General features: G+C 75.4%; 15 protein-coding genes. 5 read left to right on the forward strand and 10 right to left on the reverse strand.

The annotated features are described in order from the left end of the window. The first annotated feature begins 73 nt into the window (after positions 1–73). On the forward strand, positions 74–766 hold the full coding sequence (locus ACQP03_RS18740; protein WP_357117819.1) for a response regulator transcription factor: 693 nt from the start codon (positions 74–76) through the stop codon (positions 764–766). Next, positions 759–1772, forward strand: coding sequence for a sensor histidine kinase (locus tag ACQP03_RS18745; RefSeq protein WP_357117816.1), 1014 nt, complete (start codon positions 759–761; stop codon positions 1770–1772). The genes ACQP03_RS18740 and ACQP03_RS18745 overlap by 8 nt, the downstream gene beginning before the upstream one ends. Before the next feature lie 11 nt (positions 1773–1783). On the opposite strand, the gene ACQP03_RS18750 is transcribed toward ACQP03_RS18745, so the two are convergent. Genes ACQP03_RS18750 through ACQP03_RS18760 form a run of 3 tightly spaced genes read right to left on the reverse strand, consistent with a single transcriptional unit; the run spans position 1784 to position 3866 of the window. Continuing rightward, positions 1784–2518: a class I SAM-dependent methyltransferase gene (locus tag ACQP03_RS18750; RefSeq protein WP_396832975.1), complete on the reverse strand. Its 735-nt coding sequence runs from the start codon at positions 2516–2518 to the stop codon at positions 1784–1786. Beyond that, the gene (locus ACQP03_RS18755) at positions 2515–3195 is read right to left on the reverse strand and encodes a TIGR04282 family arsenosugar biosynthesis glycosyltransferase (RefSeq protein WP_357169610.1); all 681 of its coding nucleotides are present in this window, start codon (positions 3193–3195) and stop codon (positions 2515–2517) included. The genes ACQP03_RS18750 and ACQP03_RS18755 overlap by 4 nt, the downstream gene beginning before the upstream one ends. Continuing rightward, positions 3192–3866: a glycosyltransferase family 2 protein gene (locus ACQP03_RS18760; RefSeq protein WP_357117810.1), complete on the reverse strand. Its 675-nt coding sequence runs from the start codon at positions 3864–3866 to the stop codon at positions 3192–3194. The genes ACQP03_RS18755 and ACQP03_RS18760 overlap by 4 nt, the downstream gene beginning before the upstream one ends. Before the next feature lie 145 nt (positions 3867–4011). On the opposite strand from ACQP03_RS18760, the gene ACQP03_RS18765 reads away from it, so the two are divergent. After that, positions 4012–5400, forward strand: a complete 1389-nt coding sequence (locus tag ACQP03_RS18765; protein ID WP_433457711.1) for a hypothetical protein — start codon at positions 4012–4014, stop codon at positions 5398–5400. A 317-nt stretch (positions 5401–5717) separates the two neighbouring features. Here the strand turns inward: ACQP03_RS18765 and ACQP03_RS18770 are convergent, their stop codons facing one another. Beyond that, a complete protein-coding gene (locus tag ACQP03_RS18770) occupies positions 5718–6782 on the reverse strand; it encodes an NAD-dependent epimerase/dehydratase family protein (RefSeq protein ID WP_357117807.1) in 1065 nt (354 codons plus the stop codon). Between the two features lie 226 nt (positions 6783–7008). Between ACQP03_RS18770 and ACQP03_RS18775 the strand changes: the two genes are divergently transcribed. Continuing rightward, positions 7009–8376 carry a molybdopterin-dependent oxidoreductase gene (locus ACQP03_RS18775; RefSeq protein WP_396832972.1) on the forward strand — a complete coding sequence of 456 codons (1368 nt, stop codon included), beginning with the start codon at positions 7009–7011 and terminating at the stop codon, positions 8374–8376. After that, positions 8369–8842: a hypothetical protein gene (locus ACQP03_RS18780; protein WP_357169604.1), complete on the forward strand. Its 474-nt coding sequence runs from the start codon at positions 8369–8371 to the stop codon at positions 8840–8842. Before ACQP03_RS18775 ends, ACQP03_RS18780 begins: the two co-directional genes overlap by 8 nt. Here the strand turns inward: ACQP03_RS18780 and ACQP03_RS18785 are convergent. The 6 genes from ACQP03_RS18785 to ACQP03_RS18810 all read right to left on the reverse strand — a co-directional run bounded on the left by ACQP03_RS18785 (position 8809) and on the right by ACQP03_RS18810 (position 13588). Further along, complete coding sequence (locus ACQP03_RS18785) at positions 8809–9516, reverse strand: RibD family protein (RefSeq protein ID WP_357169601.1); 708 nt, start codon at positions 9514–9516, stop codon at positions 8809–8811. The two genes, ACQP03_RS18780 and ACQP03_RS18785, sit on opposite strands and share 34 nt — an antisense overlap. Beyond that, the gene (locus ACQP03_RS18790) at positions 9513–10223 is read right to left on the reverse strand and encodes a GTP cyclohydrolase II (protein WP_357117794.1); all 711 of its coding nucleotides are present in this window, start codon (positions 10221–10223) and stop codon (positions 9513–9515) included. The genes ACQP03_RS18785 and ACQP03_RS18790 overlap by 4 nt, the downstream gene beginning before the upstream one ends. Before the next feature lie 58 nt (positions 10224–10281). Continuing rightward, positions 10282–11220, reverse strand: a complete 939-nt coding sequence (locus ACQP03_RS18795) for a lysylphosphatidylglycerol synthase transmembrane domain-containing protein (RefSeq protein ID WP_357119382.1) — start codon at positions 11218–11220, stop codon at positions 10282–10284. Positions 11221–11283: 63 nt separating this feature from the next. Further along, on the reverse strand, positions 11284–12108 hold the full coding sequence (locus ACQP03_RS18800) for a class I SAM-dependent methyltransferase (RefSeq protein WP_357169598.1): 825 nt from the start codon (positions 12106–12108) through the stop codon (positions 11284–11286). Then, the gene (locus ACQP03_RS18805; protein WP_357397587.1) at positions 12105–13193 is read right to left on the reverse strand and encodes a glycosyltransferase family 4 protein; all 1089 of its coding nucleotides are present in this window, start codon (positions 13191–13193) and stop codon (positions 12105–12107) included. The genes ACQP03_RS18800 and ACQP03_RS18805 overlap by 4 nt, the downstream gene beginning before the upstream one ends. Beyond that, a complete protein-coding gene (locus ACQP03_RS18810; RefSeq protein WP_357117784.1) occupies positions 13190–13588 on the reverse strand; it encodes a 6-pyruvoyl trahydropterin synthase family protein in 399 nt (132 codons plus the stop codon). Before ACQP03_RS18810 ends, ACQP03_RS18805 begins: the two co-directional genes overlap by 4 nt. Positions 13589–13590 lie beyond the last annotated feature (2 nt).

Genomic DNA, 13590 nt, shown 5'->3' on the forward strand with positions numbered 1-13590 from the left:
TAAGGAGACCACAAGGTCTGCGAAATCGCCGGCCGCATCGGTGCTGGCTAGGCTGGCCGCGGGGAGGTGACCGGTGGCGCAGCGGGTGCTCGTGGTCGACGACGACCGGACGGTCAGCGACGTGGTCTGCCGCTACCTGGAACACGCCGGGTACGAGGTGAGTCACGTCGCGGACGGGCTGGCCGCCCTGGAGGCCGTCCAGGACCGGCCGCCGCACCTGGTCGTGCTGGACCTGATGCTTCCCGGGCTGGACGGGTTGCAGGTGTGCCGGCGCCTACGGGAGCGGCCGGACGGCGTACCCATCATCATGCTGACGGCGCGCGGCGACGAGGCGGACCGGGTGCTCGGGCTGCAACTCGGCGCCGACGACTACCTGAGTAAGCCCTTCTCGCCGCGGGAGCTGGTGCTGCGGGTCGGTTCGGTGCTGCGCCGGGCCGGTGAGCCGGCCGCGCCGGCGGCCGAACTGCTGGCCGACGCGGGGCTGGAGGTGGCCACTGGGCCACGGATCGCCCGCCTGCACGGCCGCGAGCTGGCCCTGACGCTGCGCGAGTTCGATCTGCTGGCGCACCTGATGCGACACCCGACACGGGCGTTCAAGCGCACCGAGCTGCTGGAACGCGTGTGGGGGTGGAACTTCGGCGACCAGTCCACGGTGACGGTGCACGTCCGCCGGTTGCGGGAGAAGATCGAGGACGACCCGGCCGAGCCACGACGCATCGTCACGGTCTGGGGCGTCGGCTACCGCTACGAGCCGGCCGATGCGTGACCTGGCGCTGATCTTCGGGGCGGCGCTCGCGGCCGCGCTCGGCGTGGGTCTGCTGGGCGCGCTGACCCTGCGACTGCTGCGGCACCGGTCGATCACCGTGCACGTGTGCGTCCTGCTCACCATCGCCGTGGTCGCCGTGGTGGCCGGCGTGGTGGTGGTCGCCCAGGCGATGTTCCTGTCCCCGCACGACCTCCAGGTCGTCCTGCTCACGGTCGCCGCGGCGGCGGTGGTGAGCCTCGGCGTGGGCTGGTACTTCGGGCGTCGACTGGCCGTGGCGGCGGTCTGGGCGGCCCAGGCCCGGGAGCGGGAACGGCGGGTCGAGAAGGGCCGCCGGGACCTGGTCGCCTGGGTGTCGCACGACCTGCGGACGCCGCTGGCCGGCCTGCGGGCGATGGCCGAGGCGCTGGAGGACCGGGTGGTCGACGACCCGGCGACGGTCGCCGAGTATCACCGGCGGATCCGTGTGCAGACCGATCGGATGACCCGACTCGTCGACGACCTGTTCGAGCTGTCCCGGATCAACGCCGGCGCGCTGCGACTGACCCTGTCGGCGGTGCCGCTGGGTGAGGTCGTCTCCGACGCCCTCGCCGGCACCGCGCCCCTGGCGAAGGCCCGGCGCATCCGACTGGAGGCCGCCGAGTCGGGCTGGCCCACCGTGCTGGCCAGTGAACCCGAGCTGGCCCGGGTGGTGGGCAACCTGCTGCTCAACGCGGTGCACTACACGCCGAGCGACGGCACGGTGCGGGTGGACGCCGGATCTGAACGCGACGCCGCCTGGCTGGCGATCGCCGACACCTGCGGCGGCATCCCCGAGGACGACCTGCCCCGACTGTTCGACGTCGCGTTCCGGGGCGAGCCGGCCCGTACGCCCCGCCCCGGTGGCGAGGGTTCCGGCGGGCTGGGGCTGGCGATCGTACGCGGACTGGTCGAGGCGCACGGCGGTCGGGTGGACGTGCAGAACGTCGGCGGTGGGTGCCGGTTCGTGGTGCGCCTGCCGGCGGCCTGACGCCCGCCCTCTCAGCGGTTCGCCCGCAGCTCACCGAACCAGCGCCGCCCCTGCCGGAACACGTCCTGGACCGCCAGGCCGGCGGCGTCGGCGACCGCGGGCACCGCACGCGCGTCAACCCGGGCCCAGCGGAACACCGGGCCCAGCAGCACCCGTCCGGTCCGCTGCTCGGCGGCCACCCGGGCCTGGCCCTGCCACGACCCCGCGCCGGGCCGCTCCAGCTCGACCAGGACCGTGCCACCCGGCGCGAGCAGGTCCCGGCAACGGCGCAGCAGCGCCACCGGCTCGCCGCCGATGCCGATGTTCCCGTCGATCAGCACCGCGTGCGCCCACCGACCCTCGGCGGGTAGCGGCCCGAACAGGTCGCCGTGCACCGCGACCGCGCCACGGGCGCGGGTGAGCCGCACCGCCGTCGGCGAGACGTCCACGCCGACCGCGGTCCGGCCGGCCCGGGTCAGCGCCACGGTGAGCCGGCCCGGCCCGCACCCGAGGTCGAGCGTCGGGCCACCACAGCGGGCGACGAGGCCGGTGACCGCCGACTCGGCCGTGCCGTGCCAGCGGTCCACCGGGAGCCGGCTACGGACCCCGTCGCCGTGCACCAGCCACCGCCGCAGGGCCACCCGGTCGGCGGCGAGCGCGGCGGCGAAGGGGTCGCCGGATCCGTCGTACCCCCGGCGCGGCGTCGGCCCGGACGGCGACCGTACCGGCGGCGCGGCCTCGACCGGGGCGGTGTCGACGGGGTTCACCGCCGGCCCTCCGGCAGCAGGGTGAGGCGGACCGCCGCGACCTGGCGGGCGAAGCGTCCGCCGGGAACCTCGACGGCCACCGCGAGGGCGTCGGACCACTTGTCGACGTCCCGCAGGACCGGCAGCGGCGCGGTCCGCAGGCCACGCCCGGTCAGGGCCGCCCACGTGTCGCGACCGGTGTCGGGCGTCGACATGGGAACGTCCCGCAACACCCGGGCGTGCCGGGGGTCGCGCAGCCCCAACGACCACCAGCCGCCGTCGTGCGCCCGACCGAGCACCGCGTCGGAGGCGCGCAGCCCCGCCACCGCCGCGGCCAGCCGGCCCGGCGTCACCTGCGGCGTGTCCATCCCGATCTGCACCACCGGCCGCCCGGGGTACGCGGCAGCGACCTCGGCGTACGCGTTGGCGAGCCGCTCGCCGAGCCCGGTGCCGCGCTGCTCCAGCACCGACCAGCCGTCCAGCGCGGCGGTCAACGCGTCGGCGTCCTCCGCCTCGGCCAGCCGACCCGACCAGGCCAGCACGGGCGTGACACCGGGGGTGGCGCGGACGGCGTCGAGGGTGTCGCGCAGCGCGGCGGCGGCGATCCGGGCCGCCTGGGCCGGCGTGACCGGTGGGCAGAGCCGCGTCTTCACCGCCCCGGCGACCGGCGCCTTGGCGACCACCAGCAGGACGGTCACCGAGGGCCGTCCACGGTCCGCAGCACACCGGCGAAGTCGCGGGTGGCACGCAGGGTGCCCCGCACCGAACCGGAAACCTTGGACCGCGTGCCGGCGGCCCGCGGCGCGTAGGTGACGTCCGTCTCGTGGATGCGCCAGCCGGCGGCGGCGGCCCGGATCAGCAGTTCGAGGGGGTAGCCGAAGGCCCGGTCGGTGACACCGAGGTCGAGCAGCGCCTGGCGGCGGGCCACCCGGATCGGGCTGAGGTCCCGCAGCGGTACGCCCCGACGGCGCAGCAACGCGGCGACCAGCGCCGTGCCGGCACGGGCGTGCCACGGCCACACTCCCGCCCCGACCGGCCGACGCCGACCCACGCTGAGGTCGGCCGTACCGGCGGACACGGGTGCCACCAGGGCCGGCAGCTCGGCGGGGTCGAACGACCCGTCGGCGTCGAGGACGCACACCAGCTCGGCGTCGGCGGCCTCCAGGCCGGCGTGCACCGCCGCGCCGTACCCGCGTCGGGGTTCGTGCACCACCCGGGCGCCGTGCCGGACGGCCACCTCGGGCGAGCCGTCCCGGGAGCCGTTGTCCACCACGATGGCCCGGTAGCCGGGCGGCAGCGCGGTGAGCACACCCGGCAGGGCGGCTGCCTCGTCCAGGCAGGGCAGCACCACGTCGATCTCAGTCGCCATACCGCCGACGCTAGGGCGACGCGCGCGCGGCGGAGGCCGAAATGTGCTTACCGAACCCTTACCGCCCGGGCATTTCTTACCGTCCGGTGACGGGCCGCCGATTGGCGAGCGCGAGGGTGGGCTGTCGCCGTACCGTCCGGTGGTCATGGCCTCGACCACCGCTTACGCCACCGCCCCCGGGCGGACCCCGCCTCGCCGCCCCGGCGGAGACCTCCTCGTGCTGGGGCTGGAAGCGGCGCTGCTCGGCGTCGCCGTGCTGGTCGGGGCCCTGCTCAACGCGCGCGGCGGCGGCCTGCACGCGGACGCCGCTCCGCTGTACGCGACGTGGCGGCCACACGTCGGCTGGGGCAGCCCGGCCGCGCTGGTGGTGGCGGTCGCGGTGGTGGGCTGGGGCGCCCGGTGGGCCCGCACCGCCCGGTGGGGCCGCCTGTTGGCTGCCGCGTGGCTGACGGCGGTGGCCTGGACCATGTCGTTGGCCCTGGTCGACGGCGCGTCGGCGGGGCTGACCCGACGGCTCACCCCGCAGGCCGAGTACCTGCACGAGGTTCCCGGCGTGACCGACATCCCGACGATGCTGGCCGGATTCACCAGCCGGATCGTTGACTTCCAACCCGACTCCTGGTCCACCCACACCGCCGGCCATCCGCCGGGCGCGCTGCTCATCTTCGTCTGGCTGGACCGCGTCGGCCTCGGCGGAGGCACCGCAGCCGCGCTGGCCTGCGTCCTGCTCGGCGCCACGATCGCGGTGTCGGTGCCGGTGACGCTGCGCGCGCTCGGCGCGCCCGACGCGGCCCGCGCGGTCGTGCCCTTCCTGGTGCTGCTGCCCGGGGCCGTCTGGGTGGGCGCCTCGGCCGACGGCATCTTCGCCGCCGTGGTCGCGGCCGGTCTGGCGCTGCTGGCGGTCCGGGGCCGCGTGGCCGCCCTGGCCGGTGGGGCGGTGCTCGGCTTCGCGCTGCACCTGTCGTACGGGTTCCTGCTGGTGGGTGTGCTCGCGCTGGCCGTGGTCGCGCTGCGCCGTACCCACCGACTGGGCGCGCTGCTCGCCGCCGCCGTCGGCGTCGCCGCCGTGACGGCGGTGTTCGTCGCGGCGGGGTTTCACTGGTGGGACGGCTACCACCTCGTCGTCCAGCGGTACTACCAGGGCTGGGCCGCCGACCGCCCGTACGCCTACTGGGTGTGGGCCAACCTGGCCGCGCTGCTGCTCAGCGCCGGTCCGGTCCTGGGGCCGGCCCTGCGCCGCGCGCTGGCGGCCGCGCCCGGCTGGCGGGCCGCCGGGCGGTTGGCCCTGCCTACGGCAGCAGGAGTACGCGCAGCCGGCCCCACGGTGCTGCTACCGCTGGCGGCCCTGGTGGCGGTCCTCGGCGCGGACCTGTCCGGGCTGAGCAAGGCCGAGGTAGAGCGGATCTGGCTGCCGTTCGTCGGCTGGCTGCTGGTCGCCACCGCCCATCTCCCGGCGACCTCGCGACGCTGGTGGCTGGCCGCGCAGGCGCTCACCGCGCTGGCCGTCAACCACCTGCTCTGGACGGTCTCCTGACCACCCCCGCCGCACGCCACACCGGGCCCGCGGCTTGCCCGGCGCATGCGCACGCCAGCCGTAGGCGGGCGGTCATCCGGCGCGCCGGGCCACGGCCAACGCGGGACCGGCCACTCCGGTGGGCGTGATGACTGTGAGGCATCAAGATGCCCCACAGTCATCACGCCCATAGGAGTGACAACGCGCTCCCCGCCCCCTTGACGCGTCGATCTTGCGGTTTCGGTTGTCGATATGGACTATGTGCCCACATCTGTCGCAGCAGAAAGTGCAAGATCGGCGCACGCCGGGCGGGGCGGGGGTGGGGGTTAGGGGCGGGGTCAGCCTGCTATGGCGGCTGGTTCGCGGAGCGGGTCGGTGGCGAAGCCGGCCACGCCGTCGGCGAAGCCGACCCGGGCGGTGTAGCCGAGCAGTTCCGCGGCACGGCGCGGGTCGGCGACCACGTGCCGCACGTCGGCCGCGCGTGCCCCGCCCACGACCTGCGGGGCCGGTCCGCCCATCGCCTCGGCCAGGGCGACCGCCAGCTCCCCAACGGTGTGCGGCTCGCCCGAGCACACGTTCACCGGTACGAGGGTGGCCGGTGGCAGGTCGCGGGTGAGCGCCAGCAGGTTGGCCCGCGCCACGTCGGTGACGTGCACGAAGTCCCGCCGTTGCCGGCCGTCCTCCAGCACGCGCGGGGCCATGCCGGCCGCCAGCGCCGACCGGAAGATGGACGCTACTCCGGCGTACGGGGTGTCGCGGGGCATCCGAGGGCCGTAGACGTTGTGGTAGCGCAGCGCCCACACCGTCCCACCGGTCTGTCGGGCCCAGGCGGCGGCCAGGTGTTCCTGCGCGAGCTTGCTGGCGGCGTACGTGCTGCGCGGCTCCAGCGGCGCGTCCTCGGGCACGAGCACCGGGTCGAGGCCCCGACCACAGCGGGGGCAGGTCGGGTCGTACCGGCCGGCCGCCACGTCCTCGGGTCGCCGTGGCGCGGGGCGCACCGTGGCGTGCTCGGGGCAGGCGTAGCGCCCCTCGCCGTACACCACCATCGAGCTGGCCAGCACCAGCCGGCCGATTCCCGCCCGGTGCAGGGCGGCCAGCAGCACGGCCGTGCCGTAGTCGTTGTGCGTGACGTAGTCGGGGCCGTCCGACGGGTCCAGGCCGTGGCCGACCATCGCCGCCTGGTGACAGACCACGTCCACACCGGGCAGCAGGCGATCCAGCAGGGCGCCATCCCGGACGTCGCCGCGCACCACCTGGTGCTCACGTGACCAGGCAGGCAGCTCCCCGCCGTGCGCCTGGGGCAGCAGCGCGTCCAGCGCCACCACCTCGTGGCCCTGCTCGACGAGCAGGTCGACGACCTGCGACCCGATGAACCCGGCCGCGCCGGTGACCAGTACGCGCATGTCGGACACGGTAGGGCCGGTCGGGCGTCCGACGGGCCGGTTCGGCGCAGCCGTAAGGAGTTCGCAACAGCTCGGCCGGCCACGATGGCCCGGTAAGCGTTCGGTAATGCGGTAAACCCCGCTGCGTCGTACCCCTGCGGTCTAACCTGCCGGCAGTGCCCGCCACCGGCGCTCGCGCCCGGCGGGCCGACGACGGCGGGATGTGAGGACCAGGAGGGAACAGCGAGTGCCAGGAGCAAGGCCCGGCCCGGGCGACAGCGGGGCCCCGGTGTCGGACGCGGACGGCTACGGCGCGCCGCGCGGGCTCTGGCGGGGACTGGCCCGGCATCGTCCGCCGGGTGTGGACGCGGCCGAACGCGCCTGGCGCAGTCCGTTGCGCGGTCCCTGGCTCACCGCCGTCTACGGTTCGGCGCTGCTGGTGGCGCTACCACTGGTGATCATCACGGGGCTGCTCGACTACGCCGCCTACGGCCCCCGCTTCGACCAGGCGTTCCCGCAGGACGTCGGCTGGCTGCGGCTGCCGGTCTTCGACTGGCCCACGCGGCCGTCCTGGCTGTTCCGGGTCACCCAGGGCCTGCACGTGACGCTCGGGATCGTGCTCGTCCCGGTGGTGCTGGGCAAGCTGTGGTCGGTGCTGCCGAAGCTGTTCGCCTGGCCGCCGGCCCGCTCGGTGGCGCAGGTGCTGGAACGGCTCACCCTGCTGCTGCTGGTCGGCGGGATCCTGTTCCAGATCGCCACCGGCCTGCTCAACATCCAGTACTCGTACGTGTTCGGCTTCGACTTCTACACCGCCCACTACTTCGGCGCGTGGATCTTCACGGCGGCCTTCGTGGCGCACGTGATCATCAAGTTCCCCCGGTTGGTGACCGCGCTGCGATCCCGCCCGCCGGGCACCGAGCTGCGGACCACGCGCGCCGACACGCGACCCGAACCACCCGACCCGGACGGCCTGGTCGCGACCGAACCGGGCCCGGCCACGGTCAGCCGACGTGGGGCGGTGGCCCTGGTGGGCGGCGGCGCGCTGCTGCTGGCCGTACTGACCATCGGGGAGAGCCTGGACGGTCCACTGCGGCGTACCGCGCTGCTGCTGCCTCGCGGGCGACAACCCGGCACCGGGCCGAACGGCTTCCCGGTCAACCGCACCGTCGCCGCCGCCGGCGTACGTCCCGAGCAGACCGACGCGAGCTGGCGACTGACGCTGCGCGGCGGTGGGCGAACGGTGACCCTGGACCGGCCCGGCCTGCTGGCCCTGACCCAGCACACGGCCGCGCTGCCCATCGCCTGCGTGGAGGGCTGGTCGACCCGGCAGAGGTGGACCGGCGTACGTCTTCGTGACCTGGCCGCGCTCGCCGGCGTTCCCGACCCGGTCTCGGCGCGGGTGTCGTCGCTGGAGCAGGCCGGGCTGTTCCGCACGGCGGTACTCGCGGCCAACCAGGTCCTCGATCCCGACTCGCTGCTGGCGTTGCGGGTCAACGACGTCGACCTCTCCCCCGACCACGGCTATCCGGCCCGGGTCATCGTGCCCGCCCTGCCCGGCGTGCACTGCACCAAGTGGGTCGCCGAGATCGACTTCCGGGAGCGGACCGATGACTGAGCGCACCGCTCGGCCGCGGGCGGCCTACGGCGCGGCGCCCTGGCATCTCGCCCTGGTGACGGCGGTGATCGTGCTCGCCGGCTGGGTGGCGCTACGCCTCGCCGACGAGGCGACGTTCGGCCGGATGCTGCTCTGGTTCGTCGGCGCGGTCGTCGCGCACGACCTGGTGCTGTTCCCGGTGTACGCGAGCGTCGACCGCGTGCTGCGCGCGGCGGCACGCGGTCGCGTCGTGCTGCTCAACCACCTGCGGGTGCCGGCGCTCGGCACGGCGCTGCTGTTCCTGGTCTACGCACCCGGCATCCTGCGCTGGGGCGAGACGACCCACGAGGCGGCCACCGGCCAGACGCAGCGGCCGTACCTGCTGCGCTGGCTGGCGCTCAGCGGGGCGCTCTTCCTGCTCAGCGCGCTCGCGTACGCGCTGCGGCGTCGCCGTCAGTCGTCGGGGCAGCGCTCGGAGAGCGCGTAGCGCAGCAACACCACGTCGCCGATCTGGCGCGTCTCGGCCAGTCGGGCCCGGCGGCCCGGATGCCAGGGGAAGCGGCCCTCGTCGACGAAGCGTGGCGCCCGACGGTCGCCGACGAAGAACGGGGCGACGACCAGGTGCAGCTCGTCGGCGAGGCCGGCGGTGAGGAACTGGGCGTGGACCGTCCCGCCACCCTCGACCATCAGGCGGCGCACCCCCCGCGCCGCCAGGTCGGCCAGGACCCAGCCGAGGTCGACCGGCTCTCCCCCGTCGATGACGGTGGCCAGCTCGCCGACCCGCTCCCGGGTCTTGTCCAGGGCGCCGCTGGCGCAGTAGACCAGCCGGGTGGAGTCGCCCGCGGTGAAGAACCGCGCGGTCGGGTCGAGGTCCCCGCGCGCCGTCAGCGTCACCTTGACCGGCGAGGCGGGCTGGCCGCACGCCACCCGTTCGGTCCGCCGCGCCGCCGATCGCACCAGCAGGCGGGGGTCGTCACGGCGGACGGTGGCGGCACCGACCAGGATCGCGTCACAGCCGGCCCGGACCGCGTCGACGCGGTCGAGGTCGTCCTCGTTGGACAGCAACAGACGCTGGTCGGAGGTGTCGTCGATGTATCCGTCGATGGAGGTGGCGCAGCTCAGCAGCACGTAGGGCCGTGGCGACGCCGGCCGGCAGCTCACCGGGAGACGGGCCGGTCAGGGGTGCGGCCCGCCCGCTCCTCGGCCGCTGCGGCCTCGGCCGCTGCCTCGGCCGCCTCTGCCTCGGCCGCCTTGGCGGCCTTCGCCGCCAGGTAGTCGGCGTTGGCCGGGGAGAGGAAGACGCTGGTGGGGACGCGTTCCACGACGTCGACACCCAGCCGGGTCAACTGTTCGGCCTTGTCGGGGTTGCTGCTGAGCAGGCGTACGCGCGGCACGTCGAGCGTGGCCAGCATCTGCGCGGCGGCGGTGTAGTCGCGCTCGTCCTCGCCTCGGCCCAGCGCCACGTTGGCCTGGTAGGTGTCCAGGCCGGCATCCTGAAGGGCGTACGCGTCGAGCTTCGCGTACAGGCCGATGCCCCGGCCCTCCTGACGCAGGTAGAGCAGGAACCCGCCGGTCTCGGCGATCCGCTGCACCGCCTCCCGCAGTTGCGGCCCGCAGTCGCAGCGCTGGCTGCCGAACACGTCCCCGGTCAGGCACTCGCTGTGCGGGCGGACCAGCGGCGGCTCCCCACCGGCGGTGAGCCGGTCCAGCGCGCCGGCCCAGTCGCCCAGGCCGAGGGCGAGGTGTTCGCGACCGTCGACCAGACCTTTGAACGTGAACACCCGGACGGTGGTGGTGTAGCCGTCGGGGAACGCCAACGGCACCGTGACCTGCGTACGGACCGTGGCGACGGGCAGTGCTTCGGGCATGGGACTCCTTCGTCCGGCGCCGCGGGACGGCGGCGACGCGTACCGTTTCACCACTGAATCAACAGCCGCCGGGCGAGGCGGCTTCCCGAGCGGCGGTGGGTTCACGGGCCCGTCGGGCGAGCAGCACGGCCGCGCCGGGCAGGCTGGCCACCAGCACGAGCGCGCCGTAGACGGTGGCGGTGGCGACACCCTCGGAGGCGCTGAGACCGGCCGCGCCGAACACCCAGGCGGCCACCCCCTCGCGGGGGCCGAAGCCCGCGACGTTCAGGGGCAGGCCCATGGCCAGCAGGGCGAGCAGGGTCAGGGGCAGCAACCTCGTCAGCGGCGCGTCGGATCCGGCGGTCCGGGCCGCCACCAGGAAGGTGGCCAGGTGACCGGCGACCATCACGGCGGAGGCGACCAGCACGCCGAGCCAGGTCCGCCGGCCCAGCAGTCCGGTCCGCACGTCGGCGACGGCGGTTCGCACGCCACGCGCCCACCGGGACCGGCCGGTACCGGGCAACAACCGAGCCAGGAGTACGGCGGCCAGTCCGACCGCCACGAGCAGCGCGGCGGTGGCCGGCAGGTACGGACGCACCGGGGACGGGAACGCCGCGAGCACGACCAGGGCGACGCCCACCAGCACCACCTGACCGGCGGCACGTTCCCAGACCACCGCGCGGATACCCCGGCTGACGTCGCCGGCGTCGCGGCCGTGGCGCACCGCCCGGTGCACGTCCCCGAGCATCCCGCCGGGCAGGGTGGCGTTGAGGAACACGGCCCGGTAGCAGTGCGCCACCGCGGTCGCCAGCGGCAGCCGCACGCCCAGGCCACCGGCGACGAGACTCCACCGCCACGCGGCGCAGACCGTGGTGAGCGCGCCGATGAGCAGGGCCGCGGCCAGCGCCGGGGCGTCGATCAGCCGTACGCCGGCGAGGAACGCGCCGCCGCCCACCTGCCACAGCAGGACGGCGAGCAGGCCCACCCCGCCGACCACTCGTGCCCAGGCCCACACCATCGACGCCGGTCCTCCCTGAAGATCGTCCACTCTCTTAGTGCACGTACCCAGGGTGTGGATGGTTCATCCACCGGCCAGCAGGTCCCGGTGCTCGACCACCACGCCCAGCCGGCCGGCCGCCGCCTCGGCCAGCCGACGTCGGGCGTACGCGTCGGCCGGGCCGGCCAGGTCGGGCCGCTGCTCGCAGGCCGCGCCCAGCCAGCCCCGGAACCACTCGGCGGCCAGGTCGGCCTGCTGGGGGCCGAGTCGCCACGGGCTGGGCCGCTCGACCACGGGCACGCCCCGCCGGGCGAATGCGGCGGCGGTGACGGCGGCGGCGTCCGGGCCGAGCAACCGACGGCCGTCGACGGTACGCCGCTGGTGCGCGTTGAACGCCTCCTCGACCGCGGCGTCGAGCGGGTCCTCGGGAGTGAGCCGGACCCGTCCGGTCACCGAGACCGCGAACAGGGCGGGGCGGCCGGCGTCCACACAGGCCGTGACCACCCGCTCGACCTCCTCGGCGGTCAACATGTCCAGCAGCGCGGACGCGGTGACCAGCGCGCCGTCGGACAGGTCGGCGGCGGTGAGCCGGGTCAGGTCGCCGCAGCGGGTGTGGACGGTGACCGGCGCTCCGTCGGCGGCGGTCACCCCGGCCATGCTGTCGGCGGCGCGGGCCAGCAGGTCGGCGTCCCGGTCGTGCAGCACCCACCGCTGCGGTCCGCTGAGCCGGGCGGCGAGCCAGCGGCTCATCGAACCGGTGCCGCTGCCCAGGTCGTGGATCACGACCGGGTCGTGGCCGGCCAGTCGGGGTCGGACGGCGTCCAGCAGGTCGTCGGCGCGGGCCGCCGCGTCGGCCGGCTCCCGCAGACGCAGCCAGTCGGCGAACGGCAGGGTCTCCTCGACGGTCACCCCGTCACCTCCTCCAGCACGGTGGCCAGGCGCGCGGTCGTCACCGGCCAGTCGGACAGGGTGTCGCGGCGGGCGAGCGCGGCGCGCCGCAGCCGGGACCGCAGTTCGTCGTCGCCCAGCCACCGGCTCAGCGCGCCGGCCAGGGCGGCCGGATCGTCCGGCGGGACCAGCAGACCGGGCACGACGCCGTCGGGGGCGCGACCCAGCGCCTCGGGCAGGCCCCCCACGTCGGTGCCCAGCACCGGTACGCCACGCGCGAGGGCCTCGGTGACGACCATCCCGTACGTCTCGCCCCGCGAGGGCAGGACCAGCAGGTCGGCGGCGGCGTACGCGGCGTCGAGCGCCGGGCCGGTCAGCGGGCCGGCCAGTCGGACCCGTTCCGCCAGGCCGGCGCCGGCGAGCCGGTCGCGCAGCTGGCACACCAGCTCGGGTTCCCGGGTCAGGGTGCCGGCGCAGACCAGCGTCCACGGCGTCTCGGCCAGCACGCACAGGGCGTCGACCAGCAGGTCGTGACCCTTGTGACGGGTGACCGCGGCGACGCAGAGCAACCGGTCACCGGTTGCGCTGCCGGGATTCGTCACCGGAGCGGGCGTCACCCCGGGCGGCGCGACGTGGACGCGCTCGGCGGGCAACGCATGGCGGGCCAGCAGCCGGCGGCGGGTCCACCCGCTGGTGGTGACGACGGCGCTGGCGGTGGCCAGCGCACGACCCTCGGCCTCGTCGTCGAGCGGCATGTGCACCAGCGGGACGAGGCGCAGCCGGGTCGCGTGCGGGGCGAGCAGCTCCGGCACCGTCGAGGCGATCAGGCCGTCGACGAGCACCACGGCGTCGTCCGCCGTGGTGGCGAGCAGCCGGGCCAGCGCTGCCCGGTCGGCCGGGTCGGGGTGCGGCCACGCGCCGGGTACCGGGTGCTCGTGCACCGTCCACCCACGCTCGGCGAGCCCGGCGCAGACCCGCCGGTCGTACGTGTTGCCACCGCTGGGCGTGCCCGGGTCGTCGATGTCCCCCGGCAGGACGACGTGCACCGCACGTCGTCGCGCGGCGGCGGGGGCGGGGGCCGGCGGCGGCCGGCCCGCGTCGGTCACAGCGACCGCTCGTAGCTGGCCCAGGCGACGTGTGACTCGTGCAGGGTGACGGTGATACCGGCCAGCTCCCGGGCACCGGCCCCCAGGTCGCCGGCGTGTACCCGCTCGGCCAGTCGGTCGGCGACGGTACGGGCGAGCACCTCCGTGGTGGTGTTCGTGCCGGCGAACGCGGGCTCGTCGTCGAGGTTGCGGTAGGACAGCTCCCCCACCACGGCCCGGAGCTGCTCGGTGGCGAGGCCGATGTCCACGACGATGCCGTCGGCGTCCAGGTCGGGCCGGCGGAACGTCGCGTCCACCACGAACGTCGCCCCGTGCAGGCGCTGGGCCGGGCCGAACACCTCGCCCCGGAAACTGTGGGCGATCATCATGTGATCCCGAACGGTCACGCTGAACATGG

Source organism: Micromonospora sp. CA-248212 (genome assembly GCF_050948405.1).
GTDB lineage: Bacteria > Actinomycetota > Actinomycetes > Mycobacteriales > Micromonosporaceae > Micromonospora.

Excerpts from the sequence above, each read along its gene's own strand:
- ACQP03_RS18780 (WP_357169604.1), top strand. The coding sequence starts at position 8,369 with ATGACTGAGCGCACCGCTCGGCCGCGGGCGGCCTACGGCGCGGCGCCC.
- ACQP03_RS18765 (WP_433457711.1), top strand. The coding sequence starts at position 4,012 with ATGGCCTCGACCACCGCTTACGCCACCGCCCCCGGGCGGACCCCGCCT.
- ACQP03_RS18810 (WP_357117784.1), bottom strand. The coding sequence starts at position 13,588 with ATGTTCAGCGTGACCGTTCGGGATCACATGATGATCGCCCACAGTTTC.
- ACQP03_RS18760 (WP_357117810.1), bottom strand. The coding sequence starts at position 3,866 with ATGGCGACTGAGATCGACGTGGTGCTGCCCTGCCTGGACGAGGCAGCC.
- ACQP03_RS18770 (WP_357117807.1), bottom strand. The coding sequence starts at position 6,782 with ATGCGCGTACTGGTCACCGGCGCGGCCGGGTTCATCGGGTCGCAGGTC.
- ACQP03_RS18790 (WP_357117794.1), bottom strand. The coding sequence starts at position 10,223 with ATGCCCGAAGCACTGCCCGTCGCCACGGTCCGTACGCAGGTCACGGTG.
- ACQP03_RS18795 (WP_357119382.1), bottom strand. The coding sequence starts at position 11,220 with ATGGTGTGGGCCTGGGCACGAGTGGTCGGCGGGGTGGGCCTGCTCGCC.
- ACQP03_RS18745 (WP_357117816.1), top strand. The coding sequence starts at position 759 with ATGCGTGACCTGGCGCTGATCTTCGGGGCGGCGCTCGCGGCCGCGCTC.